The sequence below is a fragment of the Rhizobium sp. WYCCWR 11128 genome (assembly GCF_013416305.1).
In the GTDB taxonomy this organism is placed as follows: domain Bacteria; phylum Pseudomonadota; class Alphaproteobacteria; order Rhizobiales; family Rhizobiaceae; genus Rhizobium; species Rhizobium indicum.
The window spans coordinates 861,614-887,288 of the sequence record NZ_JACCEZ010000002.1 but is presented as its reverse complement, the minus strand read 5'-3'; the positions used below and the strand labels follow the sequence as shown (position 1 = coordinate 887,288).

The 25,675-nt window shown below is 62.3% G+C and carries 25 protein-coding genes; 13 read left to right on the top strand and 12 right to left on the bottom strand.

Annotation, left to right across the window (positions count from 1 at the left end; translation table 11 throughout):
* Positions 1–63: 63 nt before the first annotated feature.
* Positions 64–1,113, bottom strand: a complete 1,050-nt coding sequence (locus HX898_RS11995; protein WP_130738861.1) for an aldo/keto reductase — start codon at positions 1,111–1,113, stop codon at positions 64–66.
* Positions 1,114–1,343: 230 nt separating this feature from the next.
* On the opposite strand from HX898_RS11995, the gene HX898_RS11990 reads away from it, so the two are divergent.
* On the top strand, positions 1,344–2,048 hold the full coding sequence (locus HX898_RS11990) for an HAD family hydrolase (protein WP_003545777.1): 705 nt from the start codon (positions 1,344–1,346) through the stop codon (positions 2,046–2,048).
* Between the two features lie 120 nt (positions 2,049–2,168).
* Here the strand turns inward: HX898_RS11990 and HX898_RS11985 are convergent, their stop codons facing one another.
* Together HX898_RS11985 and HX898_RS11980 are read right to left on the bottom strand one after the other, a co-directional pair.
* Positions 2,169–2,675: a hypothetical protein gene (locus tag HX898_RS11985; RefSeq protein ID WP_017959138.1), complete on the bottom strand. Its 507-nt coding sequence runs from the start codon at positions 2,673–2,675 to the stop codon at positions 2,169–2,171.
* Positions 2,672–3,301 carry a DNA-3-methyladenine glycosylase I gene (locus tag HX898_RS11980; RefSeq protein WP_062943465.1) on the bottom strand — a complete coding sequence of 210 codons (630 nt, stop codon included), beginning with the start codon at positions 3,299–3,301 and terminating at the stop codon, positions 2,672–2,674. The genes HX898_RS11985 and HX898_RS11980 overlap by 4 nt, the downstream gene beginning before the upstream one ends.
* 229 nt (positions 3,302–3,530) lie before the next feature.
* Between HX898_RS11980 and HX898_RS11975 the strand changes: the two genes are divergently transcribed.
* From HX898_RS11975 to HX898_RS11965, 3 genes are all read left to right on the top strand, one after another.
* Positions 3,531–4,280 carry a L,D-transpeptidase gene (locus HX898_RS11975; protein WP_003545770.1) on the top strand — a complete coding sequence of 250 codons (750 nt, stop codon included), beginning with the start codon at positions 3,531–3,533 and terminating at the stop codon, positions 4,278–4,280.
* Positions 4,281–4,518: 238 nt separating this feature from the next.
* Complete coding sequence (locus HX898_RS11970) at positions 4,519–5,211, top strand: L,D-transpeptidase (protein WP_064651506.1); 693 nt, start codon at positions 4,519–4,521, stop codon at positions 5,209–5,211.
* 120 nt (positions 5,212–5,331) lie between these two features.
* Complete coding sequence (locus HX898_RS11965) at positions 5,332–6,006, top strand: outer membrane beta-barrel protein (RefSeq protein WP_138328923.1); 675 nt, start codon at positions 5,332–5,334, stop codon at positions 6,004–6,006.
* Positions 6,007–6,024: 18 nt separating this feature from the next.
* On the opposite strand, the gene HX898_RS11960 is transcribed toward HX898_RS11965, so the two are convergent.
* The 4 genes from HX898_RS11960 to HX898_RS11945 form a co-directional block, all read right to left on the bottom strand.
* Positions 6,025–6,465, bottom strand: coding sequence for a hypothetical protein (locus HX898_RS11960; protein ID WP_138390698.1), 441 nt, complete (start codon positions 6,463–6,465; stop codon positions 6,025–6,027).
* A gap of 65 nt (positions 6,466–6,530) precedes the next feature.
* Entirely contained in the window at positions 6,531–7,841 is a 1,311-nt protein-coding gene (glcF, locus tag HX898_RS11955) for a glycolate oxidase subunit GlcF (protein WP_180194740.1), read from the bottom strand.
* Between the two features lie 245 nt (positions 7,842–8,086).
* The gene (gene glcE, locus HX898_RS11950) at positions 8,087–9,286 is read right to left on the bottom strand and encodes a glycolate oxidase subunit GlcE (RefSeq protein WP_138328927.1); all 1,200 of its coding nucleotides are present in this window, start codon (positions 9,284–9,286) and stop codon (positions 8,087–8,089) included.
* Positions 9,283–10,722 (bottom strand): FAD-linked oxidase C-terminal domain-containing protein, encoded by a 1,440-nt coding sequence (locus HX898_RS11945; protein ID WP_138328928.1) that lies wholly within the window; start codon positions 10,720–10,722, stop codon positions 9,283–9,285. The genes glcE and HX898_RS11945 overlap by 4 nt, the downstream gene beginning before the upstream one ends.
* Positions 10,723–10,985: 263 nt before the next feature.
* Between HX898_RS11945 and HX898_RS11940 the strand changes: the two genes are divergently transcribed.
* Positions 10,986–11,882, top strand: coding sequence for a LysR family transcriptional regulator (locus tag HX898_RS11940; RefSeq protein ID WP_138328929.1), 897 nt, complete (start codon positions 10,986–10,988; stop codon positions 11,880–11,882).
* Positions 11,883–11,889: 7 nt separating this feature from the next.
* Here HX898_RS11940 and HX898_RS11935 read toward each other — a convergent pair whose 3' ends face one another.
* Both HX898_RS11935 and HX898_RS11930 read right to left on the bottom strand, forming a co-directional pair.
* Positions 11,890–13,047 (bottom strand): adenosylhomocysteinase, encoded by a 1,158-nt coding sequence (locus HX898_RS11935; RefSeq protein WP_138328930.1) that lies wholly within the window; start codon positions 13,045–13,047, stop codon positions 11,890–11,892.
* 98 nt (positions 13,048–13,145) lie between these two features.
* Positions 13,146–14,054, bottom strand: a complete 909-nt coding sequence (locus tag HX898_RS11930) for a LysR substrate-binding domain-containing protein (protein WP_138328931.1) — start codon at positions 14,052–14,054, stop codon at positions 13,146–13,148.
* 231 nt (positions 14,055–14,285) lie between these two features.
* On the opposite strand from HX898_RS11930, the gene HX898_RS11925 reads away from it, so the two are divergent.
* The 4 genes from HX898_RS11925 (at position 14,286) to HX898_RS11910 (ending at position 18,654) form a co-directional block, all read left to right on the top strand.
* Positions 14,286–14,816: an NUDIX hydrolase gene (locus HX898_RS11925; RefSeq protein WP_062943475.1), complete on the top strand. Its 531-nt coding sequence runs from the start codon at positions 14,286–14,288 to the stop codon at positions 14,814–14,816.
* A gap of 62 nt (positions 14,817–14,878) precedes the next feature.
* Positions 14,879–16,378, top strand: a complete 1,500-nt coding sequence (locus tag HX898_RS11920; RefSeq protein ID WP_138328933.1) for an inorganic phosphate transporter — start codon at positions 14,879–14,881, stop codon at positions 16,376–16,378.
* Between the two features lie 17 nt (positions 16,379–16,395).
* Positions 16,396–17,133 carry a 16S rRNA (uracil(1498)-N(3))-methyltransferase gene (locus HX898_RS11915; protein ID WP_180194739.1) on the top strand — a complete coding sequence of 246 codons (738 nt, stop codon included), beginning with the start codon at positions 16,396–16,398 and terminating at the stop codon, positions 17,131–17,133.
* 147 nt (positions 17,134–17,280) lie between these two features.
* Positions 17,281–18,654: a glutamate--cysteine ligase gene (locus tag HX898_RS11910; protein ID WP_138328935.1), complete on the top strand. Its 1,374-nt coding sequence runs from the start codon at positions 17,281–17,283 to the stop codon at positions 18,652–18,654.
* Between the two features lie 64 nt (positions 18,655–18,718).
* On the opposite strand, the gene HX898_RS11905 is transcribed toward HX898_RS11910, so the two are convergent.
* From HX898_RS11905 to HX898_RS11895, 3 genes are all read right to left on the bottom strand, one after another.
* A complete protein-coding gene (locus HX898_RS11905) occupies positions 18,719–19,603 on the bottom strand; it encodes a hypothetical protein (protein WP_138328936.1) in 885 nt (294 codons plus the stop codon).
* A 66-nt stretch (positions 19,604–19,669) separates the two neighbouring features.
* Complete coding sequence (gene iolE / locus HX898_RS11900) at positions 19,670–20,581, bottom strand: myo-inosose-2 dehydratase (RefSeq protein ID WP_180194738.1); 912 nt, start codon at positions 20,579–20,581, stop codon at positions 19,670–19,672.
* 75 nt (positions 20,582–20,656) lie between these two features.
* Positions 20,657–21,652, bottom strand: a complete 996-nt coding sequence (locus tag HX898_RS11895) for a LacI family DNA-binding transcriptional regulator (RefSeq protein WP_129418039.1) — start codon at positions 21,650–21,652, stop codon at positions 20,657–20,659.
* Between the two features lie 183 nt (positions 21,653–21,835).
* Between HX898_RS11895 and HX898_RS11890 the strand changes: the two genes are divergently transcribed.
* The 4 genes from HX898_RS11890 (at position 21,836) to HX898_RS11875 (ending at position 25,670) form a co-directional block, all read left to right on the top strand.
* Positions 21,836–22,786: a sugar ABC transporter substrate-binding protein gene (locus HX898_RS11890; RefSeq protein ID WP_138328939.1), complete on the top strand. Its 951-nt coding sequence runs from the start codon at positions 21,836–21,838 to the stop codon at positions 22,784–22,786.
* Between the two features lie 105 nt (positions 22,787–22,891).
* The gene (locus tag HX898_RS11885) at positions 22,892–24,013 is read left to right on the top strand and encodes an ABC transporter permease (RefSeq protein ID WP_097620998.1); all 1,122 of its coding nucleotides are present in this window, start codon (positions 22,892–22,894) and stop codon (positions 24,011–24,013) included.
* Positions 24,013–24,801 (top strand): ATP-binding cassette domain-containing protein, encoded by a 789-nt coding sequence (locus HX898_RS11880; protein WP_029872562.1) that lies wholly within the window; start codon positions 24,013–24,015, stop codon positions 24,799–24,801. The genes HX898_RS11885 and HX898_RS11880 overlap by 1 nt, the downstream gene beginning before the upstream one ends.
* 77 nt (positions 24,802–24,878) lie before the next feature.
* Entirely contained in the window at positions 24,879–25,670 is a 792-nt protein-coding gene (locus HX898_RS11875) for a hydroxypyruvate isomerase family protein (protein ID WP_180194737.1), read from the top strand.
* Positions 25,671–25,675 lie beyond the last annotated feature (5 nt).

Below are 25,675 nucleotides of genomic sequence, written 5' to 3'. Positions count from 1 at the left end.
ATCGTTGATGAAAAGGGGAACGCCGGAAATGCCAGGCGTTCCCAAAGACTTATGTTGGCGAGGTCAGTCCTTCGGCTCGAAATCGGCCGGGCGGCGGCCGGCGCCCTGTCGTGCCAGCATCCAGCCCGGATATTCGGGCGCAAGCGCGCTCACCTCGTCGAGCTTCTTGATATCGTCTTCATCGAGCTTCAGCTTGACGGCGGCAAGGTTCTGGTCGAGCTGGTCGACACGCTTGGCGCCGATGATGACTGTGGTGACGAAAGGTTTCGCGAGGATATAGGCGAGCGCCACGGTGGCGACGCTGACGCCGTGTTTTTCGGCGACTTCGCGCATGACGGCGACGCAGGCCCAGGCCTTGTCCTTGTCGACGGGCGGGAAATCGAAACTGGCGCGGCGGCCTTCACCATTGCCGGGCGCGCCGGGACCGTACTTGCCGGAGAGCAGACCGCCGGCGAGCGGCGACCAGACCATCAGGCCAAGCTTTTCCTCCTGCATCATCGGCACGATGTCGCGTTCGAGATCGCGGCCGGCGATGGAATAATAGGCCTGCACGGTTTCGAAACGGGCAAATCCCCGGCGTTCGGAGAGGCCGAGCGCCTTGGAAATGCGCCAAGCCTGCCAGTTGGAGACGCCGATATAACGCACGAGGCCGCGGGACACGAGATCGTCGAGAGCGCGCAGCGTCTCCTCGATCGGCGTCACCGTGTCGGTCGCGTGGATCTGATAGAGGTCGATATGGTCGGTCTGCAGGCGTTCGAGGCTCGCCTCGACCGAATCCATGATGTGGCCGCGCGAGGCGCCGCGGTCGTTCGGCTTGTCACCCATGACGCCGTAGACCTTGGTGGCGATGACGACGTCCTTGCGCTTGACGTCGAGGTTCTTCAGCGCCTGGCCGAGCAACCTTTCGGACTCGCCGGATGAATAGACGTCGGCCGTGTCGATGAAATTGACGCCCGATGCAAGTGAGCGCTCGACGATCCGGTCGGCGGCATTCTGGTCGACATCGGCGATGGCGCCCCACATACTGCCCTGTTTGGCTTCGCCGAAGGTCATGGTGCCCAGGCAGATTTCCGAGACGAAAAGTCCCGTATTTCCGAGTTGATTGTAACGCATGTCGAAAAATTCCTTTGTGTCTGCCGCAAGAGGGGCTTGCGAACTGCTGAACTTCATTTTTTGATTATTGGCCTGCATATGACAGGCACAGCCGTGGCTGGCTGCAAGTGAGGCGATTTCCATGTAGTGCGGCGGCGGCGCTTTTCAACGCCGCGCATGCCGCGCCAGAACGCCCTTGTCTCGACACAGGCAGCCGATAGATTGCCGGCCACATTTTAAGAGGTACGCATATGACGACGCGACCACTGACCACGATCGGCTTCGATGCCGATGATACGCTCTGGCAGAACGAACAATATTACCGGCTGACGGAAGCGCATTTCACCGGGCTTCTTGCCGATTTCGCCGAGGGTCCGAAGATTTCCGAACGGCTGCTGGAAGCCGAAAAACGCAATCTTCGCCACTACGGCTTCGGCATCAAGGGCTTCACGCTGTCGATGGTCGAAACCGCGATCGAGATCACCGAGGGCAAGGTTCCCGCGAGCGTGATCGCCAAGATCCTCGATACCGGCCGCGATCTTCTCAACCATCCGGTCGAGACCATGCCGCATGTGCGCGACACGCTGGAGGCGCTTGCCGGCAAATACCTGCTTGTCATGATCACCAAGGGCGATCTCTTCGATCAGGAGCGAAAGCTTGCCCAATCCGGGCTCGGCGACTTCTTCGATGCCGTCGAGATCGTCTCCGACAAGACGGCCGTCACCTATCGCCGCATCTTCGCCAAGGTCGGCGATGGGCCGGAACGGGCGATGATGGTCGGCAATTCGCTGAAATCGGACATCGTGCCGGCAATCGCCGCCGGCAGCTACGGCGTTTTCGTGCCGCACGAACTGACCTGGGTGCTGGAACATGTGGACGAGCCGAAAGAGGCGCCGCGTTTCCGCAAGATCGACCACCTCGGCGAATTGCGCGACCTGATCGACCGGCTCGGCTAGAGCGGTTCAGCTTTTAACGGAAACGCAGAACCGCTCTAACTTTTGTTTTTACGCAATTCCGGACGGAAAACCGCTTCGCACTTTTCCTGGAATTGCTCTAAGCCGGGCGCTACCTCTGCCTCATTGCGGCTTCGGCGGGGCCTTCGGGAACAGCGAGGGGCGCTCCGGCTCGGCCGGCGGTTTCGGCTGCTGCGGGGCAGCCGCCAGCGGCTCGATCAGGATGCTGAAGGGAGCGCCGAGGCCACGGCGCGGCGAGACCTTGGAATAATAGGGACGCAGCAGCCAGGTGGCGTTTTCCTTGATCGTCGTCTCGAAGCTCATGCCGTCCTCGTCGGTGCCGAAGAAGGCCTCGTCATCGGGTTTCGACAGGTCGAAAATCGCCAGGAAGGCAAATTTGCTTTTCGTCGAAAAGCTGATCTTCAGGTGCTGGCCGGCGCGCACCGGCAGCGTATAGACATGGCCATTGCCGAACTTCGTCCAGCCCTTCAACTGCATGGTGACGGCCGGGAATTGCAGCTTTTCCAGCTTCTCGCCAGGATCGAGCTGCGGCGTCTGCGCCATGGCGGAGACGGTCAGAAGGAAAAGGGCAGCAGCGGCGATCAATGTTCTCACGGAATGATCTTTCATGGGCGAACCAAAGCGGTGCGCATCGCCTCGACCTCGGGCCGGCAGAAGCAGCCTTCCAGATGATCGTTGACGAGACCCATCGCCTGCATGAAAGCATAAACTGTGGTCGGGCCGACAAAGGTCCAGCCGCGTTTCTTCAGATCCTTCGAAATGACCACCGATGTCGGCGTCGTCGGATTGGCGATGATATGCTCGCGGTCGACCACCGCCGGCCGCTCGTTATGGCCGGGCTCGTAGCGCCAGAAATAATGGGCGAGCGAGCCGAATTCGTCCTTGAGTTCGATTGCGCGCTTGGCATTGTTGATGGTCGAGACGATCTTGCCGCGATGGCGGATGATGCCCGCATCGGCAAGACAGCGAGCGACATCCCCTTCGCCGAAGAGGGCGACCTTGTCGAAATCGAAACCTGAAAAGGCGGCGCGGAAATTCTCGCGTTTGCGCAGGATCGTCAGCCAGGAAAGACCGGACTGAAAGCCTTCGAGGCAGATCTTCTCGAAGAGGCGGATGTCATTGGTGACAGGGCGGCCCCATTCCTCGTCATGATAGCGGAGATAGTCGGGCAGATTGGCATGCCAGTGGCAGCGGCTCCTGCCGTCCTCTCCGATGATGATGCCTGTCGCGCTCATGATCCTTCATTCTGCGGGGATCCGCTTCGTTCTCTGCTCATGATTCCGGCTTTACCATTTGCAAACCGTCTTTCCAAACCGAACGGTAACCCTGACGAAAAGTTTATCCGGTCGGTCGGCTTTTCATGAATCGATCTTTACCATTCGCTGGCGGATCGGGTGGCAGCGTCATTCCCGGGCGGAACATCTCCGCCAGCGCATTTTCGGTCATTTGTAGAGAGTTCGTCCGATGATGAAACAGCTTGTTCTTGCCGCAGCCCTCTTCGGCATCTTCTCCACGGCCGCCCTTGCAGACGACCGCTACGCCACCCGCCCGCCCGTCGTGCTCAGCCCCGATCTGACCGCGCCCTGGATCAACCAGCTGGGCGGCGGCAGGGTTCGTCCCGTCGTCTATCAGCGGCCGGTCATCCAGCCGCAGCAGCGCGGCCTTTTCCAGCGCCGGATCATCCGTCGGGCGCCGCAGGTGTCACCGCAGACCGTTTCGGCGATCAATCCCGGCATCCCGTCGATCCGTCGTCCGATCGAACCGCAATACCTGCCGCAGATGGTCGATTACGACACCACGGAAAAGCCCGGCACGATCGTTATCGATACCAACAACCGCTTCCTCTATCTGGTGATGCAAGGCGGCAAGGCGCGGCGCTACGGCGTCGGCGTCGGCAAGCCGGGGTTCGAATGGGCAGGCGCCCACAAGATCACCCGCAAGACCGAATGGCCGGATTGGACACCGCCTTCCGAGATGATCAGCCGCGAAGCCGCCAAGGGCCATTACCTGCCGGCGCGCATGGATGGCGGGGCGGAAAACCCGCTCGGCGCCCGCGCCATGTATCTCGGCTCGACACTTTACCGCATCCACGGCACCAACGCCCCCTGGTCGATCGGCAGCGCCGTTTCCTCCGGCTGCATCCGCCTGCGCAACGAAGACGTCGTCGACCTCTACGACCGCGTCAATGTCGGGACCCGCGTCATCGTCATGTAACGGCGGCGCAATACTTACAGCGCCGCGTGTCTTTTCTGATCCGCAAAGGGCGCTGTAATCCTTTAAATTGCTGCATAATTTCTCCTTAAGTCGATTCCGATTTGAGGATAAATTATGCAGTGGGGCCGCAAGAACATCCGGCTCCCCTTCTCCAAAAATGCTTTATCCGGCCACACCGATCTTGAATCGGGCAGAAGTTCATGTAGCTTCGAGCGGATTTGCTTGAGGGGAATCGATCATGATCAAACTAATGCCGGGTCTGGCTGCTGCCGGACTTGTCCTATCCTTGATGTCCACATCCGCCTTTGCTGCACCCGCCGGCTCCGCGTCCGACAATGCACGGCGCCCGGCGCAGATCGTGCGCGTCGCGCAGATGCCGAAATATGTGAAGCCGCAGTTCAAGCGCAAGAAAGTGCGCCTGGTAACGACGGAAGCCACCGGCACCGTCATCATCGATACCAACAACAAATATCTCTACCTCGTCGAAGGCAACAATCGCGCCACCCGCTACGGCATCGGCGTCGGTCGCGACGGCTTCGGCTGGTCGGGGGTCGTCAAGATCGGCCGCAAGGCCGAATGGCCGAGCTGGACGCCGCCGGCCGAGATGCGCCGCCGCGAAGCCGCCAAAGGACATATTATTCCTGCTTTCCAGGAAGGCGGCGAGGACAATCCGCTCGGCGCCCGCGCCATGTATCTCTACCAGGGCGGCCGCGACACGATCTTCCGCATCCACGGCACCAATCAGCCCTGGACGATCGGCCTCAACATGTCTTCCGGCTGCATCCGGATGATGAACCAGGATGTGACCCATCTCTACGATCGCGCGCCTGTCGGCACCAAGGTGATCGTCATCGGCCCCGGCAACAGGCAGGGCAAGGTGGCGTTCGAGGACAGGGGTATCGACGTGCTGCGCACCATGTTTGGCGGCTGAGCAACACTTACCAAAAAAACGAAAGGCGCAGTTTGACGCGCCTTTTGTTTTGCTTAGACTTTGCGGCGAAAAGCTGGCACACGTGCCTAAGAGTCGACATATTTATTTCGGGGCTATTCAATGACATCTGCGCTGCGTTCCTCAGCTTCCCTGCTTGCGGGCATCGCGTTTTTTACCATCTGTTCAGCAGTTTCCGCCTCGGCGGAAGACCTGCAATTCTCCATCTACGGCGGCTACCAGACCGCACCGCACAGCGGCGTCGATCTTTCCGACGGAACGAGTTTCACCGCCGGCTGGGAAGGCAAGTCCTTCGGCAGCCCGCCTTATTACGGTGCCCGCGTCACCTGGTGGCTCGAGAACTTCAACAAGCCGAACTGGGGTATCTCGCTCGATTATACCCATGACAAGGTCTATGCGGACGACGATACGCTCGCCAAGGCCGGCTGGTCGCATTTCGAATTCACCGACGGCCTGAACCTGATCACGGTGAACGGTCTCTATCGCTTCCAGGATCCGACCCGCCGCTGGACGCCCTATCTCGGCGCCGGTATCGGAGTGAACATTCCGCATGTCGAAGTGATTCGCCCTGAGGGCAAGACCTGGGCCTATGAATTCGGCGGCGTGACGCTGCAGGCCCAGGCCGGCGTCGACTTCAAGGTAACCGAGCGCTGGTCGACCTTCGTCGAATACAAGGGAACCTATTCGCGCATCGACGTTCCGATCGACAGCGGCGTGGACCTGAAGACCAACATCTTCACGAATGCCGTCAACGTCGGCGTATCGTTCCACTGGTAACAAATTTCAGCTGCGGTGCTATTTGGTGCCGCAGCTGACCTTGCCCTCGACGGCATAGGGTTTTTCACCGCCTTCGATCGTCAGGGAATAGCTGCCGCTGAAATTTGCCGACGGCTTGCCGCGCTCGCCGGCGACAACCACCAGATCCAGCGTTGCGCCGCCGGTGTCATCTTCGCCGCCGTCAAAGACTTCCATCAGCAGTTCGCCGTTGCGCGACCAATGGTTGGTCAGATGCTGCGATTCGAAAACACGCTTTCCGAACACGGCTTCTTGTGCCGGATCCTTGACGATCAGCGCGCCGCGGAAATGGTTGAGCTTGTGGCCGGCAGCGCTTTCGAATCCGCTTTCCAGCGTGAAGCGCGCTTCCTTGTCATCGGCGGAACAGAAAAAACGACTGTCGGCATGGGCGGTGCCTGCCGCACCGAGCAGTCCCGCAAATACGATCATTCCACGCCACATCGCCCAACCTCCCGAGACAGCGTCCTTTGCGGCTCTCGAAAAGATGCGCGGCGCTGCAATAGGTCTCAGCCTAACGGCAAACCTGTTAATTTTTCCGGCACAGCGCCGCCATAGGCCCAATCGAGAAGCTCGACCGTATGCAGGATCGGCATGCCGGTGCCGGTGGCGATCTGGGTGATGCAGCCGATATTGCCGGTGGCGATGATATCGGCCTTGGTGGCCTCGATGTTCTTGACCTTGCGCGCCTTCAGCGCAGCCGAGATCTCCGGCTGCATGATGTTGTAGGTGCCGGCAGAGCCGCAGCAAAGATGGCCTTCGGCCGGATCGCGCACCGTAAAGCCCGCCGCTTTCAGCAATTGCTTCGGCGCAAGCGTGATCCGCTGGCCGTGCTGCATGGAACAAGCGGAATGATAGGCGACCGTGACGCCCTTCGGCTTGTGCGCCGGCAGGTCGAGGGTTGCGAGATATTCGGTGACGTCCTTGGCGAGCGCCGAGACCCTGGCCGCCTTTGCAGCATAGGCGGGATCGAGGCGCAGCATGTGGCCGTAATCCTTGATCGTCGTGCCGCAGCCCGAGGCGGTGATGATGATCGCGTCGAGGCCCCGCCCGTCGATCTCGCGTGTCCAGATATCGACATTGGCACGCGCACTTTCGAGCGCTTGTTCGGCGCGGCCCATGTGATGGACCAGCGAGCCGCAGCAGACCTCTCCTTCCGGCACCACGACCTCGACGCCGAGCCGCGTCAGCAGCCGGATCGCCGCTGCGTTGATGCCGGGATCGAGCACCGGCTGGGCGCAGCCGGAAAGGATCGCCACCCGGCCGCGCCGTTCCGTTTCGGGCTGATAGCTGCCGGGTTTTGCGAAGTCCGAAGCGGCGGGGATGCGGCGCGGCGCAAGCGCCAGCATGGCGGCGAAGGGTTTCAGCGCGCCACCACGCATCAGGCCGGCGAAGGGACGGCCGAGGCGGGCGATATTGAGCGCCAGGCGGAAGCGACCGGGATAGGGCAGCACAGCGGCAAGGATGGCGCGCGTCAGCCGGTTCATGAACGGGCGCTTGTAAGTCTTTTCGATATGGGCGCGGGCGTGATCGACCAGATGCATGTAATCGACGCCGGAGGGACAGGTGGTGACGCAGGCAAGGCAGGAGAGACAGCGGTCGATATGGGTGACGACCTCGGTATCGGCGGGGCGACCGTTTTCCAGCATGTCCTTGATCAGGTAGATGCGGCCGCGCGGGCTGTCGAGCTCGTTGCCGAGCGTCACATAGGTAGGACAGGTGGCGGTGCAGAAGCCGCAATGGACACATTTGCGCAGAATCTGCTCGGATTCGGCGACATCGGGGTCGAGAAGCTGGGTCGGGGTGAAGTTGGTTTGCATCTAGCGGAATTCCCAAGGGATATTGGAGGTTCTGCTCGAAATACCCCCCTCTGTCCTGCGGGACATCTCCCCCACAAGGGGGGAGATCGGCAAGAGGTTGGACCATCGCTTCCTATCTGCCGTGTCGGAGTCGCAGTGCCTGAATTGTTTGGGGAAGTCGTAGCCCCCAGCCAATCTCCCGCCTTGTGGGGGAGATGTCCGGCAGGACAGAGGGGGGTACCTCAGACGCAGACCCATCTTGTTTCTCACCCCATCTTGCCCGGATTGAATATACCGGCCGGATCGAATTTTTCCTTCACTCGCCGAGACAACGTCGCCACCGCCTCGGGCTCCGGATGGAAGGCGGGTGTAACCGCCCTCGCCTCACCCGATGCACGAATCAGCGTCGCGTGGCCGCCGCCGAGCGCCTTGATGTAGCGACGGACCAGTTCCGCTTCGGGGCCGGCCTCCATGCGCATCCAGACGAGGCCGCCCTGCCAGTCGTAGAAGGCGTCGACGGCGGCCTCGAGGCGGAGTGCTGCGACCAGCTGATGGCCGGTGCCGGGGGCGACCGAGACGCGCCAGATCGGCCGCACGCTGCCGTCGGCATAGGGCAGCACGTCGCGGATTTCCTGCCAGAGCTTCTGGCTTTCCGGCTGTTCCAGCCGCGTGACCCTGGCGAAGGCCGACATGGCCGCCGCAAGCTTTTCGATGCGCACGTCGACCGAGCTCGGCAGGCCTTCGATGCGCAGAACGGTCGCCTCGCCCTCGGGCAATTTGCCGGCGAGGAATTTCCACGTCACCGTCAGCGGCAGGTGGGCGGCGCCCGAGACTTCCACCGGCAGGGCCATCGCCGCCGCCATGGCATTTGCCGCCTCGGCGTCGTTGAGACCCGATAGCACCACCGTCCGCTCCGTCTTCGGGCGCGGCGGCACACGGAAGGTGACTTCGGTGAGGAAGCCCAGCGTGCCGTGCGAGCCGGCAATCAACTTGACGAGATCGAGGCCGGTGACATTCTTCATCACCCGGCCGCCGGCCTTGATGATCTCACCCTTGCCGTTGACGAAGCGCACGCCAAGCAGGCTGTCGCGGGCGGCACCCGCGATCAGCCGGCGCGGACCGGAGACATTGGCGGCAAAGACGCCGCCGATGGTCGGCTCGCCGGATGTGCCCATCACAGGGCGATGATCCATCGGCTCGAAGGCGAGCATCTGGCCGTTCTCCGAAAGTGCCGCCTCGACTTCGGCCAGCGGCGTGCCCGATCGGACGGTCATGACCATTTCGCCGGAATTATAGGCGACGATGCCGGAGATTTCGGTCGAGCGCAGCCGGTCCTCGGCGGCAACCGCATTGCCGAAGCCCGAGCGGCTATCGCCGCCGCAGATCGCGAGCGGCTGGCCGCTTTCCGCATGGGCGCGGACGATCACTGCTGCCTCTTCCTCGGTCTTCGGCATCAGATCGATCATGCGGCGGGGCGCCCTTCGAGCGGGAAGACCTTCGACGGGTTGAGGAGCCAGCCGGGATCGAAGGCAGCGCGCGCCGCCATCTGCTGGGTGAGATCGGCCTCGGAATATTGGTGCCGCATCAGGTCGCGCTTCTCGATGCCGACACCATGTTCGCCGGTCAGGCAGCCGCCGGCATCGACGCAGAGCCTCAGAATATCGTTGCCGGCCGCTTCGGCGCGGGCGGCATCATCGGGATCATTGGCGTTGAAAAGGATCAGCGGGTGCATATTGCCATCGCCGGCATGGAAGACGTTGGCGACGCGCAGGCCGTAATGATCGACGATCTCGGCGGTCCGCTTCAGCACGTGGGAGAGCTGGCTGAGCGGCACGGTGCCGTCCATGCAGATATAGTCGGCTATGCGGCCGGTGGCGCCGAAGGCGGATTTGCGACCCTTCCAGATCAATGCCGCCTCGGTCGCCGACTGGCATTCGCGCACGGTCTTCACAGCGTGCCGTCGGGCGATCTCGACGATGTCCTTCAGCGCGGCGTCCATTTCCGCTTCCGACCCCTCGACCTCGACGATCAGCAGTGCGCCGACATCGAGCGGGTATCCGGCATGGGCGAAGGCCTCGCAGATCTCGATCGCCGGCTTGTCCATGAATTCGATCGCAACCGGGATGATGCCGGCGGCAATGACATCGGCAACGCAGGCGCCCGCCTCCTCCGAACTCTCGAAGCCGAAGAGCACCGGGCGCGCGCCTTCCGGCTTGGCGATCAACCGCACCGTCGCCTCGGTGACGATGCCAAGCTGGCCTTCGTGGCCGCAGACGAGGCCGAGTAGGTCGTAGCCTGCCGCATCCAGCGCCTTGCCGCCAAGCTCGATCACGGTGCCGTCGACCAGCACCATCCTGACGCCGAGCAGATTATTGGTGGTGACGCCGTATTTCAGGCAGTGGGCGCCGCCGGAATTCATGCCGATATTGCCGCCGATGGTACAGGCGAGCTGCGAGCTCGGATCGGGCGCATAGAAAAAGCCGTCCGCGGAGACGGATTCGGAAATATTAAGATTGGTGACGCCGGCCTGGACCACGGCGACGCGGTTCGGCAGATCGATTTCGAGGATGCTGTTCATCTTCGACAGGCCAAGCACGACGGCATCCTCCTGCGGAATGGCGCCGCCGGAGAGCGAAGTGCCGGCACCGCGCGGCACGACGGGAATGCCGTAGCGGTTGCAATAGCGCATGACGGCGGAAACCTCAGCCGTGGTGCGCGGCAGGGCGACGGCGAGCGGCAGGCGGCGGTAGGACACGAAGGCGTCGGTCTCGAACGGCACCAGCTCGCGCGCCTCATGCACCAGGCATTCCGGCGGCAGAAGATCGGTCAGATCGGCAACGATCTGGGCTCGGCGCGCCAGCACGTCAGCGCGCGGCTCGAGAAACGAAATGGCGTCGGACATGGCGTTCTCCCTGGCCCTGACGACGGGGAATGACAGCGGGAAGATGATAACGGAAACCGGCCGCGAACCTCCCTGCCGCCGATAGACCGGTTTAGAGCGGTTCAGCTTTTCATGGAAGCGCAGAACCGCTCTAACTTTTTGTTTTGACGCAATTCCGGACGGAAAACCGCTTCGCACTTTTCCTAGAATTGCTCTAGCACTTTCCCGAAAGTGGCGCAAATGCTAAGCACTTATGCCAAAAGAGGAAAAAATCGCAAAACCTTATGACCAATCTGGGTGATCTCGAAATCTTTGCCAAGGTCGTTTCAACCGGAAGCATGTCGCTCGCCGGGCGGGCGCTCGGCTTTTCGCCGGCCGTCGTCTCCAAACGCATCAAGCGGCTGGAGGACCGGCTCGGTACCCGGCTCCTGCAGCGCACGACGCGGCAGATCTCGCTGACGGAGGCCGGACAGGGCTTCTACGACCGCGTTCTCGGCATTCTCGCCGGGCTCGAAGAGGCGGAATTCTATATTTCCGGCCGCTCGGCGCAGATGCACGGCACGCTGAAGATCTCAGCCCCGACCTCCTTCGGGCGCATGCATATCGCGCCGTATCTGAAGGATTTCATGGAGGCGCATCCGGAGCTTGCGATCAACCTGGTGCTGACCGACGAATTCAGCGACATCGTCGGCGGCGGCTTCGATCTGGCGATCCGCATCGCCGAACTCACCGATTCGAGCCTCGTTGCCCGGCGGCTGGCGCCGGTGCGCCGGCTGCTCTGCGCTTCGCCGGATTACCTTGCTGCGCATGGCGAGCCGAAGCACATCGACGAGCTGAAACACCATCGCTGCCTGCCGGCCCACAATAACGACACCTGGCGGCTGAAGGGGCCGGACGGGGCGCTGAGTCTCAGGCCGGAAGGCTTGCTCATCACCAATTCCAGCGAGGTGATCCGCGAGGCTGTGATCGCCGGCCTCGGGATCGCGCTGCGCTCCACCTGGGATATCGGCGAAGAGCTCAAGGGTGGCCGGCTGGTGCAGGTGCTGCCGGCCTATGAGAGCTCGCACAATGTCGCGCTGTCGGCCGTCTATCCCAGCCGGCAGTTCCTGCCGGCCAAGGTGCGGCTGTTCATCGACTATCTGGCGGAACTTTATGGGCCTGTCCCCTATTGGGAGCGTTGACGCCGCTTCAGCGCGCCAGATCGAGATAGGCGTTCGCCACCATCGCATCGATATCGGCGGGCACAGGCACGAGGCAGGATTGGGGACCGGCTTCGCCCCTGGCGATGCGTTCCAGGCAGCGGGCCTGAAGGGTGAAGCCGAGATCCATCGATTCGACGGTATTGCCGAGCGGCCGCGGGCCGGCGAGGTTGGCCATGTGGCCGCCACCCAGCACATGGAAGGAGCGGCCGTCGCCGAGATGGAAGGTCTCGATGTGATCGGCCTCATAGCGGTCGATGCCGACGATATCGGGATGGCGGCGGAAAGCCTCGACATCGATCTCATGCGGGAAATGACCGCCATTCATCAGGATCGCGCCATCCTTGACGAGCGGCAGGTCGGCCGCCGTGACGATACCGGCAAAACCCGTGACGGTGATGATGATATCTGCCGAGCGGATCGCCGCATCGCGCAGCGGCGTGACGAAGCCGTCGAGATGGGCTTCGAGTGTCGTCACCGGATCGGTATCGACGACGCTGACGGTGGAAAAGGCATTGCGGAAACAGGCGGCCGTGCCCTTGCCGCAAGCGCCGTAGCCAAAGACCGTCACGCGTTTGCCGTTGGTGGAGCGGTTGGTGAAGCGCAGGTAGCTTTCGAACAGGCTCTGGCCGACGGCATGCCTGTTTTCGGCGAACTGCTTGATCGGGCTGTCGTTGATGACGAGGATCGGCATGTTCAGGCGCTCGCGCAGCGGCAGCAGCCGGGTGCGGCCGGAGGTGGTTTCCTCGGTGCCGCCGCGGAGATTGGCGTAGGTTTTTTCCGCCGCGATGGCGAAAAGATCGCCGCCATTGTCGAGCAGCAAATCGGGCTGTTCGGCGATCACTGCTTCGAGGCTCTGATGATGCGCGGCGGGATCGGTCGTCTGCGAGGCAAAAACCGTGATGCCTTGGGAACGCAGGAATTCGACCGTCGAAGGCTGGGTGCTGTTGAGATTGCCGGTGCAGACGAGACGGGCGCCGCCGGCGCGAAGCGTCATCAGCAGCGCTACCGTCTTCGGCTCCAGATGAATGCCGGTGCCGATCGACAGGGCCTCGAAAGGACGCGTCCGCTCGAATTCGGCGGCCGTCGCCTTAAGCAGCCGGCAGCTGTTGCCGATCCAGTCGATGCGGGTTGCGCTCTTTTCCATCATCTCTTTCCTATTTGCGTGTTGGTGCTATTTTTAGCCGAGCAACAGGGCGGCGAATATGGAAGTAATTCTGGCGAAGGGGCAGAAAATCTGCCCTTTCAGGCCGGTGTCCCGCAACGAAGCAGCCAGCCGGATAAGGCGGCAAAGGCCGTCCGTTTCGCATCCGGCGTGCGGCAGCAGAGGCTATAGCCCGATGGCCGGGAGATGAAACCGTAGGGCGCGACCAGATGCCCGCGGTGGAGATCGTCTTCGATCGAAGCGCGTGGCGCAAGCGCGATGCCAAGCCCGGAGCGGGCAGCAGCCAGCGCCAGCAGCAGATCCTCGAATTCTTGGGCGCGGGAAAAGACGACCGGCGGCGTGCCGCTTTCGGCAAACCATTCGTCCCAGAGCTTCGGAACGCTGCGGCTGACAAGCATCGTCAGCGCACCCATTGCCGCCGGGCCGCTCGATAGTGTCGCGGCAAGCGAAGGCGTCGCGACCGGGCCGAATTCGTCCTCCATGAACCGCAGGGCGGTGATGCCCGCGGCCGGCCGGTATTCGCCGCCCATGATCACAGCGTCCAATTCGGGATGCATCTGCAGCGGTTCGACCACGGTCATCGGCACGATGTCGACGGTATGACCGAGGCTCGCCTGCATGTCCCCGACGCGCGGCATCAGCCACCAGACCGCGAAGGCGGAGGGCACGCCAAGGCGGATGCGGCCTGGCACCACACCTTCGAGTTCCGAAGCGGCGCGCTGTAGAATGTCGAAAGCCGCACTCGCGGCGGCTGCAAAAACGCTGGCCTGCAAGGTCGGGACCAGCCTGCGGCCGTCACGCGTAAAGAGCTTGCGACCGAAGTGATTCTCCAGCGTGTCGATCTGCTGGCGCACGGCGCCGCGCACCACATTCAGCTCTTCGGCAGCCTTCAGAATGCTGCCGTGACGGCAGACGGCCTCGAAGGCGCGGATGGCATTGAGCGGTGGAAGACGCATGGAGACGACATTCACAAAATCATAGTGGATCACTAGATCTCGCCATTGAACGAAAGGCAAGATCACGCCATATTGTACAGCTGTGCAATGTGACGCATTCGAGACAGGATGTGGCGGATTTTCCGAACCTGTCCCACCTCGATTTCCCTATGAACGGCGATCAAATCGCGTTTCGATCGTCACGCCTATTTTGGATTGAGTAAGCTTTCCGTGATATACTTATATGAGTGATTCCTAACGACGACTGCGAAGGTGACCCGACAATTGACTCTTCTCGCCCGACTGGCTTCCGATGTGCAACTGATGTTCCGGCGTCCGCCGCGACAGCAATATGGTGCGCTCTGCTATCGGGTAAAGAAGAAGAGCGGCGAGGTCGAGGTACTGTTGATGACCAGCCGCGATACCGGCCGCTGGGTCATTCCCAAGGGCTGGCCGATGACGCGCAAATGCGCCCATGAGGTCGCGATGCAGGAAGCCTTCGAGGAGGCCGGCGTCCGCGGCGTCGTCGAAACGGAGACGCTCGGCGCCTACACTTATTCGAAGGTGCTGCGCGACGGCGTGCAGGTGATCTGCAAGGTGCAGGTCTATGCACTCGAAGTCACCGACATGGCGAAAAACTTCAAGGAAAAGGGCGAGCGCCGCATCGAATGGGTCTCGTTCGACGAGGCGGCCGGGCGCGTGCGCGAACCGGAACTCCGCCACCTTTTCCTCGCCTTCAAACAAAGGATGGCCGACAGGCTTTCGGCCAAGGCTGCAAAACAAATTCCAGAAGTGAAACAAATTCCGGCAGAATGAATCCTGCCATCTTGCGCTGCTAGGAAAGCAGCGTAGAAGCAGATTCATCCTCAGGAAAAAGAATGCCGCCACGTCCCGCAGTCCTCACGAAACGCACGCTCGACAAGGACCTCGACAAGATCACCCATGCCGAGGACGCGGCGAAGCATGTTTTGCGGCGGCTGGTGACGCCTGGTCTCGGGCTGATCTTCGTCGGTCTGGCCATGCTCTTTGCGGGCGTCTACGTATTCGACCGGCCGGGAGCGATGCTCGTCATCGCGGCGGCGGCCCTTGCCGGCTACATGGCGATGAACATCGGCGCCAATGACGTGACCAACAATGTCGGCGCCGCCGTGGGCGCGCGCGCCATGACGATGGGCCAGGCACTCATCATCGCCGCGATTTTCGAAGTTCTTGGCGCCACGATCGGCGGCGGCGAGGTCGTCAAGACGATTTCCGCAAACATTGTCGACGCCGTCCAGGTACCGCCGGCGCTGCTCGGCTGGATCATGATGGCGGCCCTGATGGCGGCGGCCCTCTGGATCAACCTCGCAACCTGGATGAACGCGCCGGTGTCCACCACCCATGCGATCGTCGGGGCGGTGATCGGCGCCGGCATCTCAGCCGTCGGGCCGGAGCCGGTGAACTGGCGGGTGATGCTGGAGATCACCTCGAGCTGGATCACCTCGCCGCTGATCGGCGGGCTGATCGCGGCCGGGCTGCTTTATCTCGTCAAGACCCTGATCATCTATCGCGACGACAAAATCGCGGCCGCACAGCGCTGGGTGCCGGTGCTGGTCGCGGTGATGGCCGGCGGCTTCATGGCCTATATGGTGCTGCAGCTGTCGCCCACGGGCAGGTTTCAGTCTTTCACCATCATCCTCATCGGGATCGGCATCGGGCTGGTGAGCTGGCTTGCCGCCCGGCCGCTCATTCTCGCCCAAGCGCGGGATCTCGAAAACCGCAACAGCTCGCTGCGGGTGCTGTTTAAGCTGCCGCTGATCGGCTCCGCAGCGCTGCTGTCCTTCGCGCATGGCGCCAACGACGTTTCGAACGCGGTCGGGCCGCTTTCGGCGATCGTCCATTCGGTCGGCATCGGCGGAGACGGTGGCGTCGGGCATCCGCCGCTCTGGGTGATGCTGATCGGCGCCTTCGGCATCTCCGTCGGCCTGCTGCTCTTCGGGCCGCGCCTCATCCGGCTCGTAGGCGAGGAGATCACCAAGCTCAATCCGATGCGGGCCTATTGCGTCGCGCTGTCGACCGCCTTCACCGTCATCGTCGCCTCCTGGCTCGGCCTGCCGGTCAGCACCACGCATATCGCCGTCGGCGCCGTTTTCGGCGTCGGCTTCTTCCGCGAATGGTACACGCGCCATTCGAAGGCCCGCATCGCCTATATCAGACGCAAGGCCGAAAGCTGGGACATTGACGAGCCGGAAGAGCCGAATATCCACGAGACCCGGCGGCGCTATCTCGTGCGCCGTTCGCATTTCATGACGATCATCGCCGCCTGGATCGTCACCGTGCCGGTTTCGGCAGCGCTTGCGGCAATGATTTATTGGGTTATGTTCGCGCTCTTCGTCTGAGATCCCGAGTTTTTTAAATGCGCGCCAATTTCCGTATGCAACGGCTTTTCGTCGACGCGCCGCTTTCCAGCGGCGCCGTCGTAGAGGCGAATGCCGATCAGTTCAACTATCTCGGCAATGTGCTGAGGATGGAGGACGGTGCGGAGATCCTGCTCTTCAACGGCCGCGACGGCGAGTGGAAGGCGACCCTTACCTTCCCCACGCGCAAACGCATCCTTTTGACGGCAACCGAAGAGACGCGGCCGCAGCCGCTGCCTTGCGACCTGCACTACCTCTTTGCGCCGCTCAAGGTCGGCCGCTTGGACTATCTCGTGCAGAAGGCGGTCGAAATGGGAGCCGGCCTGCTGCAGCCGGTCATGACCCAGCACGTCCAGGGCAAGATCACCAATCTCGACAAGCTGCGCGCCAATGTCGTCGAGGCGGCGGAGCAATGCGGCATCCTCGGCATTCCCGATGTGGCCGAGCCGGTGAGGCTTCTCGACCTGCTCGACCGCTGGCCGAGCGAGCGCCGCATCATCTATTGCGACGAGGGCGATGCCGGGCAAAACCCGCTGCCGGTGCTGTCGGCGATCAAGGAAAGACATCTCGCTTTGCTCGTCGGGCCGGAAGGCGGCTTTTCGGAAGAGGAACGCGCGCGGCTTCGAAGCCTCGATTTCGTCACCGCCATTCCGCTCGGACCGCGCATCCTGCGGGCCGATACGGCAGCCGTTGCGGCATTGGCAGTGGTCCAGGCCGCGATCGGCGACTGGAACTAAGATCGAAAACGGGTTGACATGGAAATCACTGTTATTTTTTTGATGCGTCATTGAAAGAATTTCACTTGCAACATGGGTGGCTTGGGTCCAAATCACCCTTCCAATTGCCCGGCCCCCTGGGCGCCTTTTTGAATACAGGTATCCCGCATGGCCCGCGACACTACCGACCAGACACCGCTCTCTTCGGTCCAGGATCTGACCGATTATATCGCGGCCGGCAACAAGCCGCGGGAGCGCTTCCGGATCGGCACCGAACACGAGAAATTCGCCTTCTTTCGCGCCGACAACAGCCCGGTTCCCTATTTCGGCGATGCCAGCATTTCGGCCCTCTTGACCGGCCTGCAGAAAAAAAGCGGCTGGGAGCCGATCACCGACGGCGGCAACATCATCGGGCTTGCCGAGCAGAACGGCATGGGCGCGATCTCGATCGAGCCTGGCGGCCAGTTCGAACTTTCCGGCGCACCGCTGGAGACGATCCATGAGACCTGTCGGGAATCGAACCAGCATCTGGCGACGCTGCGCGAAATCGCCGAACCGATGGGCATCCGCTTCCTCGGCATCGGCGGCAGTCCGAAATGGACCTATGCGGAAACCCCGCAGATGCCGAAATCACGCTACGAGATCATGACCCGCTATATGCCGAAGGTCGGCACCCAGGGTCTCGACATGATGTACCGCACCTGCACGATCCAGGTGAATCTCGATTTCTCCTCGGAAGCCGACATGCGCAAGAAAATGCGCGTCTCGATGAAGCTGCAATCGCTGGCGACCGCTCTATTTGCATCCTCGCCCTTCACCGAAGGCAAGCCGAACGGGCTGCTCTCCTGGCGCGGCGATATTTGGCGCGATGTCGACAACCGGCGCGCCGGCCTGCTCGATTTCACCTTCCGCGACGATTTCGGCTTCCGTGACTATGCCGAATGGGCGCTCGACGCGCCGATGTATTTCATCGTCCGCGACGGCCGCTATCACGACTGCACCCATGTCACCTTCCGCCAGTTCATGAACGGCGCATTGAAGGGCGAGGTCGCCGATCCGGCGCCGACGATGGGTGACTGGACAAACCATCTTTCGACACTTTTCCCCGACGTGCGGCTAAAGCGTTTCCTCGAAATGCGCGGCGCCGACGGCGGCCCATGGCGCCGCATCTGTGCCTTGCCGGCCTTCTGGGTCGGCCTGCTTTACGACGATGCGGCACTCGACGCCGCCGACGAGTTGACGAAGGATTGGAGCTTTGCCGAGATCGGTGCGCTGCGCAACGCCGTTCCCGCCGAAGGGTTGAAGGCGCAATTCCGCGGACATCCGCTCTTCGACATGGCGCGCGAGGTGATCGGCATATCAAGGGCCGGCCTCAAGGCGCGGGGCAGGCTCAACCGCGAAGGCCAGGACGAGAGCATCTTCCTGGCGCCTCTCGAAGAGGTGCTCGCCAAGAAGGCGACACTCGCCGAGGATCTGCTGTCGCTCTATCACGGCCGCTGGCGGGGCTCCGTGGAACCGGTGTTCGAGGACTATCAGTACTGAACTGAGCCCTGAATAATTCCCTAAATCGGAACCGATTCAAGGAATATGCAGTGGCAAGCTGTGGTCACGGCGCCTTCGCGCGCTTCCTGGCTTCGCGCAATCTGGCCGTGCGACGAGCGGGCCTCAGTTCCTCGATCGTCGGCAGCCACCACTCGGCGTCTTGAACTGGTGGCATCTTCGCAGGCCAGGTGCGGACGAGTTCTTCCAATGTGGGGACCCGCCAATATCCCCAGACATGATCCTCGGTCACGCCGGCATAGAAGTCCGTAACGACGTTCGGGTCGACCAGTTCGCCGGTGATCTCGGTAAAGACGACGATTCCGTAGGCGGTGACCACAGGGCGGCCTATCGGCGGCAAGTCGTCGCTCTGAAGCGGGTAGCGATGACGCTTCCGTTCCGCAGAGCGGAGCTTGCTGCGTATATCCTGTTCGGTCCCCTTCCGCTCCTCGGCTCGACGCCGTCTCTCCTCTGGCTCGTTTCTGCGCGCCGCCGCCTCGATCTCCTGCCACCGGCGTCTGAGTTCCTCATAGGACCGGAAGGGAACGTGCCATATCTTGAGATCGCCGTCCCATCGCGAGAATGGCACTTCGCGCAATTCGTCGACGACGGTCTTCGAATACGGCGTGCGAATTCGAAAGCCTGCCTTGCCGAGTTCAAGGTAAGAACTGTCGATGGGATCGAAGGCGAAGGCGTCGCGGCCCTTCGCATCCGCATGGGCGTCGGCTTCAGCCTCCATCTCGGCAAGCCATCGCCCGATGCGGCGGGACGCCGTCCGCCCGGGAACGAACCAGGCCTTGCGGGCATCACTCCAGCGGGCACGGGGGAAACGTCTTCGGAATTGCTCGACAGTCATCCTGTCATAGGAGAAGGAAATGTCGGCGCCCGGCTTCACACCGTCTTCACTCGGCGGCGCCTCGTTGTGATCAGCGGGGGATTTCGTTTCGGCCATGGAAGGAGAACGCCGGCGCGCAGGGATCGGTTTCCGGCGAGGATATCATGCCGCGAAGAAATCGGCTCAGCTCCGGAAATTTGCCTGCACATGCTTAAATGCCCGCTCGACGGCGGGGCGTGGTTCAGCGACGGCGGGGTCCTGCTCGGCTTCGACGACCAGCCATCCGCGATAGCCGCTGTCCCTGACGAAACGGGCAAGCCGCTTGAAATCGATGATGCCGTCGCCGGGGACGGTGAACATGCCCCCGCGCACGCCGGCATTGAAGCTCATGTCACCCGCACGCACCTCGTCGATAACAGGACCTCGAATGTCTTTCAGATGAATGTGCACGATGCGATCGCCGAACCGATCGATCAGCCTGGCATAGTCGAAGCCGCCGGCGACGGCATGGCCGGTATCGAGAAGCAGTCCCGCCTCCGAGCCTGTCTTGTCAAAGATTGCCGATATCTCGTCGAACGTTTCGGCGACCATCATCAGGTGATGGTGGTAGGCAAGCGTCAGACCATATTCCGTCGCCAGGCGTCCGGCGAAATCGGTCAGGCGCCCGGCATATCCCGCCACTTCGGCCGCCGGCATGCGCAACCGCTGCGACATCGGTGCATCCAGCGGCGATCCAGGCGTCATCATCGCGACTTCGCCATAGACCATCGCCTTGCAATCCATCGCTCGCAGCAGCGCGGCGTGCCCGGCAACGGCCTTCATCTCGTCGTCGACACTGCGCTCGGCCAACTCGCCGGAATGCCATCCGGATGCGAGAGCAAGCCGATGGCTGTCCAGCAGCGAGCGGAGCGCTCCTGCCTCGCGCGGGAATTTCCGCCCGAGCTCGATCCCCTCATAGCCGCTCTCGGCAGCGTCCCGGAGGCAGGTTTCCAGCGATATGTCGGCGCCGAGGTCTTCCAGAACGTCGTTGGCCCATGACAGCGGACTGACCGCCAGACGCACGCCAACGGGCAAGGCAGTGATATGTCCAGTCATCGATATTTCCTCCGAGATATGTCTTGAGAGTGCCGCTTGGTGGCCGCGAAAAGGAGCGCCCCATGTGGAAATGGCCTATGTGGATGTTCGCACGACCAGCTTGCCGGGAAGGGTTACGGTTTCCGGCTCCAGCCGGCCCTTGATCATGCCGATGACCGCCTGCACCATCTCGATCCTCGGCTGCTCATAGGTCGTCAGGCCGTAGCAGGAGGCGCCGCCGAGTTCGTAATTGTCGAAGCCGACGACGGCGATGTCATCAGGTATCCGCAGTCCGAAATTGCCGCGGATCTCGTCCATCGCTCCGAGGGCGAGGATATCATTTTCGCACATGAGGACGTCGACCCTTGCGGCCGGGTCGATGTCGTTCAGATAGTGACGGACGGATCCTGCCCCAGCTTCGGCGCTGTATCTGTCGGCGGACAGAATGGCGATCTCGTCCACCCCCTTCCCCTTCCAGAAATCGATGAAATGCTGCCGGCGCCGCAGCGCCGTCGATAGCGCCGGCGCACCGGTCATGAAACCGGGACGCCGGTATCCCCTTTCATAGAGGTGGTCGACAATGTCGCGCAGCGCCAGTTCGGCGTCGCAGACGACGGCCGGCACGCCGTCGATCTGGCTGTCACGAGCCAGGACGAACATCGGCGGCATGCCCCTGCCCAATTGCCGGTCGCTCAGCGTTTCGTTGCGAAAGGCGGTGCCGAAGAGGATGACGGCGTCGACCTGACGCTGATCGGCGTTCAGCAGCGCATGGACGTGATCGAAGTGATTGTTGATATTGATCAGCACCGCGACCAGGCCTTCCGCCTGCAAACGTTCGGTCAGGGTTTCCAGGAACGGCAGCTTCTGGGGATTGGCGAAGTCGTCGACGAAGACCGCGACCTGATGCGTCAGATTGGTCGCGAGACTACGGGCGAGCAGGTTGGGCGTGTAGTTGAGCACGGCCGCCGCCTCGAGAACCCTACGCTTGCTTTCCTCGGTGATCGAGGCGCCCGGCGTAAATGCCCGGATGACCGTCCACTTCGAGACGCCTGCCGCATCCGCGACCTCTTTGGCCGTCGCTCTTTTTCGCAATGATGCCTCCCCGCAAAAAAAATGAAACAAACATTCCATTTTATGATTCAGATGAAATGAATGCTTGATTTTAGCGCATCCGTGAATAAGATGCACCCGTTTGCACCCGGTAGCAAGCACGTTTGCACCCGGTAGCATTCGTTTTTGCCATCCTGAGGAGTGGATGGCCTAGAGGAGGAAGACATGACATCTATTTTGAAGAAGCTCGCATTCGGCGCCCTCGCCCTTGGCGTTGCGACCACGGCGGCTGTCGGAGCCAAGGCCCAGGAGCCGACGATCATCGCCGTCACCCACGGCCAGGCGTCCGATCCGTTCTGGTCGATCGTCAAGAACGGCATGATGCAGGCGGCCAAGGACAGCAACGTCAAGGTCGACTATCGCGCTCCCGAAACCTTCGACATGGTGGCGATGGCGCAGCTGATAGAAGCCGCCGTCAACCAGAGCCCTGCCGGCATCGTCATCTCGAACCCCGATCCCGATGCGCTCGGTTCGGCGATCGAAAAGGCCGTTGCCGCCGGCATCCCGGTCATCTCGATGAACTCCGGCATTTCCGCTGCCGAAAAACTCGGCATCAAGCTGCATGTCGGCCAGGACGAACTGCCGGCAGGCGTCAAGGTCGGCGCCAAGCTCAAATCTCTCGGCCTGAAGCACGTCCTCTGCGTCAACCAGGAAGTTGGCAACGCGGCGCTCGATCAGCGTTGCGCCGGCACCGAGAAGGGCTTTGAAGGCGGCACGGTAACCGTTTTGCCGACCACGGCCGATCCGGCCGAAATTGAAGCGAAGATCCAGGCGGCTCTGACCTCCGATCCGTCCATCGATGTCGTTCTCGGCCTGTCGGCTCCGCTCGTCGGCGAGCGTGCGGTCGCCGTCGTCGAGAAGATGGGCGCTGGCGACAAGGTCAAGGTCGCATCCTACGATCTGTCCGCCGGCTTCCTGCAGGCTGTCGCCGACGGCAAGGCGTTGTTCGCGGTGGACCAGCAGCCATACCTCCAGGGCTATCTCCCCGTGACCTTCCTGGCGCTCAACGCTCGATATGGCACGATCCCGGCAGGCAACGTCGCCTCCGGCCCGAGCTTCGTCGAGAAGGATGCGGCCGCATCGGTCATCGAGAAATCCTCCCAGGGCATCCGCTGAGGCGGAGCCGCGGCAGCTTCCGCCTGGGCGGAGGCTGCCTCCAACGCCGCGCCTCCACGCGTGAAGGCGCACGCACGGCAACGACCAATCCTTGAGGAATGAACCATGACGCTCGCCAATGAACAGAATGGGGCTGCCACCCGATCCGATGAGCGGCTGAAAAAGGTTTCGGGTTTGACCGCGCTGCTGCGGCGGCCGGAACTCGGCGCCGTCGCCGGTCTGGTGCTCGTCACCATCTTCTTTTTCTTCACCGCCAATCCCGCCATGTTCACGCTGGCCGGCGTGATCAATTTCATGGCGCCGGCCGCGCAGCTCGGCATTCTGGCGATCGGCGCGGCATTGTTGATGATCGGCGGCGAATTCGATCTGTCGATCGGCTCGATGGTGGCCTTTGCCGGATTGGTCTTCGGCACCGCCCTCGTCGTTCTGCACCTGCCGCTCAGCGTGGCGATCCTCGTTGCGCTGGCCTTCGCCGCCGTGATCGGCGTGACCAACGCCCAGATCACCATGCGGACCGGCCTTCCCTCCTTCATCGTCACGCTCGCCTTCCTGTTCATCCTGCGCGGCCTGACGCTCGTCGGCCTGAAATGGGCAAGCGGCGGCGCCACCCAGCTGCGCGGCATGAAGGAAGCCGCAGCCGGCAGTCCGCTCGCGCCATTCTTCTCGGGCGACGCCTTTATCGGCCTGTTCTCATGGCTCGCCGGGCACGGGATCATCGAGACCTTCCCGAACGGCACGCCGAAAGTGCCGGGAATTCCGGTCGAGATCCTGTGGTTCTTCGGCATCGCCGTTCTTGCCACCTGGGTCCTGCTCAGAACCCGCTTCGGAAACTGGATCTTCGCAGCCGGCGGCGATCCGCGCGCCGCCAGAAAATCGGGCGTTCCGGTTGCCCGCGTCAAGACCACGCTTTTCGTGATCACCGCCCTTTGCGCCACGCTGGTCGCCATCCTGACCGTGCTCGACGCAGGCTCGACGGATGCGCGCCGTGGCTTCCAGAAGGAGTTCGAGGCCATCATCGCCGCCGTCATCGGCGGATGCCTGCTGACAGGCGGCTATGGCTCGGCCATCGGCGCATTCTTCGGTTCGATCGTCTTCGGCATGGTGCTGATCGGCCTGACCTACACCTCGATCGACCAGGATTGGTACCTCGTCTTCCTCGGCGGCATGCTGCTGATCGCGGTGATCTTCAACAATGTCATTCGCAAACGCGTCACGGGAGAACGCTGATGAGCATGTCTCAGACGCCCCTCGTCGAGGTGAAGAACCTCGTCAAACACTTCGGCTCCATCATTGCGCTGAACGGCGTGTCGCTCACCGTCAATGCCAACGAAGTGCTCTGCCTTCTCGGCGATAACGGCGCCGGCAAGTCGACGCTGATCAATACGCTCGCCGGCGTCTTCAAGCCGACATCGGGAGAATTCCTGGTCGAAGGGCAGCCGCGCGCCTTTGCCGGTCCGCGCGACGCGCTCGATGCCGGTATCGCCACCGTGTATCAGGATCTCGCGATGATCCCGCTGATGTCGGTGACCCGGAACTTTTTCATGGGACGCGAACCGCTCAAAGGCTTCGGCCCCTTCAAGCGCATGGACATGGAACACGCAAACAACGTGACGCGCGACGAGATGCACAGGATCGGCATCGATGTGCGCGATCCCGAGCAGGCCGTCGGCACGCTTTCCGGCGGAGAGCGCCAATGCGTTGCGATCGCGCGCGCGGTCTATTTCGGCGCCAAGGTGTTGATCCTCGACGAACCGACATCGGCACTCGGCGTGGCGCAAACATCGATGGTACTGAAATACATCAACCAGGTCCGCGGCAAGGGCCTCGGCGTGATCTTCATCACCCACAATGTTCGCCACGCCTATGCTGTCGGCAACCGCTTCACCGCGCTCAACCGCGGCCGCACGCTCGGCACCTATTCGAAGAGCGAGATCGGCATCGAGGACCTTCAAAACCTGATGGCCGGCGGCAAGGAGCTGCAGACCCTGTCGGAAGAACTCGGCGGAACGATCTGACCGACCTTCACCCCGAACTACGATGCGGCGCTCGCGCCGCTCTCACCACCTCAGACCCTTGATATGGAAACCCTGCCATGAGTGCTGCCAAGACTTCCCCCTTCCCGCTTGCCGCCTGCGCCGAAATGCTCTGGCGCGACAAGCCGATCGAATGGCGCGCCGCGCGCCTGAAGGAAATGGGCTTCGGCGTCGGTCTCTGGAACTGGCCGGAGCACGACCTCGCCAAACTGGAGGCAACAGGCGCGACCTTCACGATCATGAACGGCTATCTCACCGGCCGCCTGACCGACGACGAGGGCGCCGCCGAACTTTTAAGGACGGCGCGCCAAACCGCTGAGATCGGCAAGCGGCTCGGTGTGCAGCGGCTGAACCTGCACGGCACCGGCCTCGGAGATGGGGGCCTACCCGTCCAGCCGGTCGAAGTGGTCACCGGCGCGATGTGGCTGAAAGCGCGCGACACGCTCCTCCGGATCGTCGACATGGCCGAAGAGGAAAACGTCACCTTCACGCTCGAAAACCTCAATCCGGTCGATCATCCGGGCGTGCCCTTCGGACGCGCGGAAGACACGCTGGCGCTGGTCTCGAGCGTCGATCACCCCCGGCTTCGCCTCAATCTCGACCTCTACCATGCCCAGATCGGCGAAGGGAACCTGATCGAGCTTTGCCGCAAATGCCTGCCCTGGATCGGCGAAATCCAGGTGGCCGACGTGCCGGGCCGCTGCGAGCCGGGGACCGGCGAAATCAACTGGCGCGGCATCGCCCGCGCGCTGAACGCCATGGGCTATTCCGGCCCGGTCGGCATGGAAGCCTGGTCGGCGGGCGATCCCGAAGCCGCGCTTGAAGCCTTCCGCACCGCCTTCACCCTCTGATCCAT

What these genes read in the sequence shown, in the direction of transcription:
- HX898_RS11995 (WP_130738861.1), bottom strand. Translation starts at nt 1,113, where the DNA reads ATGCGTTACAATCAACTCGGAAATACGGGACTTTTCGTCTCGGAAATC.
- HX898_RS11990 (WP_003545777.1), top strand. Translation starts at nt 1,344, where the DNA reads ATGACGACGCGACCACTGACCACGATCGGCTTCGATGCCGATGATACG.
- HX898_RS11985 (WP_017959138.1), bottom strand. Translation starts at nt 2,675, where the DNA reads ATGAAAGATCATTCCGTGAGAACATTGATCGCCGCTGCTGCCCTTTTC.
- HX898_RS11980 (WP_062943465.1), bottom strand. Translation starts at nt 3,301, where the DNA reads ATGAGCGCGACAGGCATCATCATCGGAGAGGACGGCAGGAGCCGCTGC.
- HX898_RS11975 (WP_003545770.1), top strand. Translation starts at nt 3,531, where the DNA reads ATGATGAAACAGCTTGTTCTTGCCGCAGCCCTCTTCGGCATCTTCTCC.
- HX898_RS11970 (WP_064651506.1), top strand. Translation starts at nt 4,519, where the DNA reads ATGATCAAACTAATGCCGGGTCTGGCTGCTGCCGGACTTGTCCTATCC.
- HX898_RS11965 (WP_138328923.1), top strand. Translation starts at nt 5,332, where the DNA reads ATGACATCTGCGCTGCGTTCCTCAGCTTCCCTGCTTGCGGGCATCGCG.
- HX898_RS11960 (WP_138390698.1), bottom strand. Translation starts at nt 6,465, where the DNA reads ATGTGGCGTGGAATGATCGTATTTGCGGGACTGCTCGGTGCGGCAGGC.
- glcF (WP_180194740.1), bottom strand. Translation starts at nt 7,841, where the DNA reads ATGCAAACCAACTTCACCCCGACCCAGCTTCTCGACCCCGATGTCGCC.
- glcE (WP_138328927.1), bottom strand. Translation starts at nt 9,286, where the DNA reads ATGATCGATCTGATGCCGAAGACCGAGGAAGAGGCAGCAGTGATCGTC.
- HX898_RS11945 (WP_138328928.1), bottom strand. Translation starts at nt 10,722, where the DNA reads ATGTCCGACGCCATTTCGTTTCTCGAGCCGCGCGCTGACGTGCTGGCG.
- HX898_RS11940 (WP_138328929.1), top strand. Translation starts at nt 10,986, where the DNA reads ATGACCAATCTGGGTGATCTCGAAATCTTTGCCAAGGTCGTTTCAACC.
- HX898_RS11935 (WP_138328930.1), bottom strand. Translation starts at nt 13,047, where the DNA reads ATGGAAAAGAGCGCAACCCGCATCGACTGGATCGGCAACAGCTGCCGG.
- HX898_RS11920 (WP_138328933.1), top strand. Translation starts at nt 14,879, where the DNA reads ATGCCGCCACGTCCCGCAGTCCTCACGAAACGCACGCTCGACAAGGAC.
- HX898_RS11915 (WP_180194739.1), top strand. Translation starts at nt 16,396, where the DNA reads ATGCGCGCCAATTTCCGTATGCAACGGCTTTTCGTCGACGCGCCGCTT.
- HX898_RS11910 (WP_138328935.1), top strand. Translation starts at nt 17,281, where the DNA reads ATGGCCCGCGACACTACCGACCAGACACCGCTCTCTTCGGTCCAGGAT.
- HX898_RS11905 (WP_138328936.1), bottom strand. Translation starts at nt 19,603, where the DNA reads ATGGCCGAAACGAAATCCCCCGCTGATCACAACGAGGCGCCGCCGAGT.
- iolE (WP_180194738.1), bottom strand. Translation starts at nt 20,581, where the DNA reads ATGACTGGACATATCACTGCCTTGCCCGTTGGCGTGCGTCTGGCGGTC.
- HX898_RS11890 (WP_138328939.1), top strand. Translation starts at nt 21,836, where the DNA reads ATGACATCTATTTTGAAGAAGCTCGCATTCGGCGCCCTCGCCCTTGGC.
- HX898_RS11885 (WP_097620998.1), top strand. Translation starts at nt 22,892, where the DNA reads ATGACGCTCGCCAATGAACAGAATGGGGCTGCCACCCGATCCGATGAG.
- HX898_RS11880 (WP_029872562.1), top strand. Translation starts at nt 24,013, where the DNA reads ATGAGCATGTCTCAGACGCCCCTCGTCGAGGTGAAGAACCTCGTCAAA.
- HX898_RS11875 (WP_180194737.1), top strand. Translation starts at nt 24,879, where the DNA reads ATGAGTGCTGCCAAGACTTCCCCCTTCCCGCTTGCCGCCTGCGCCGAA.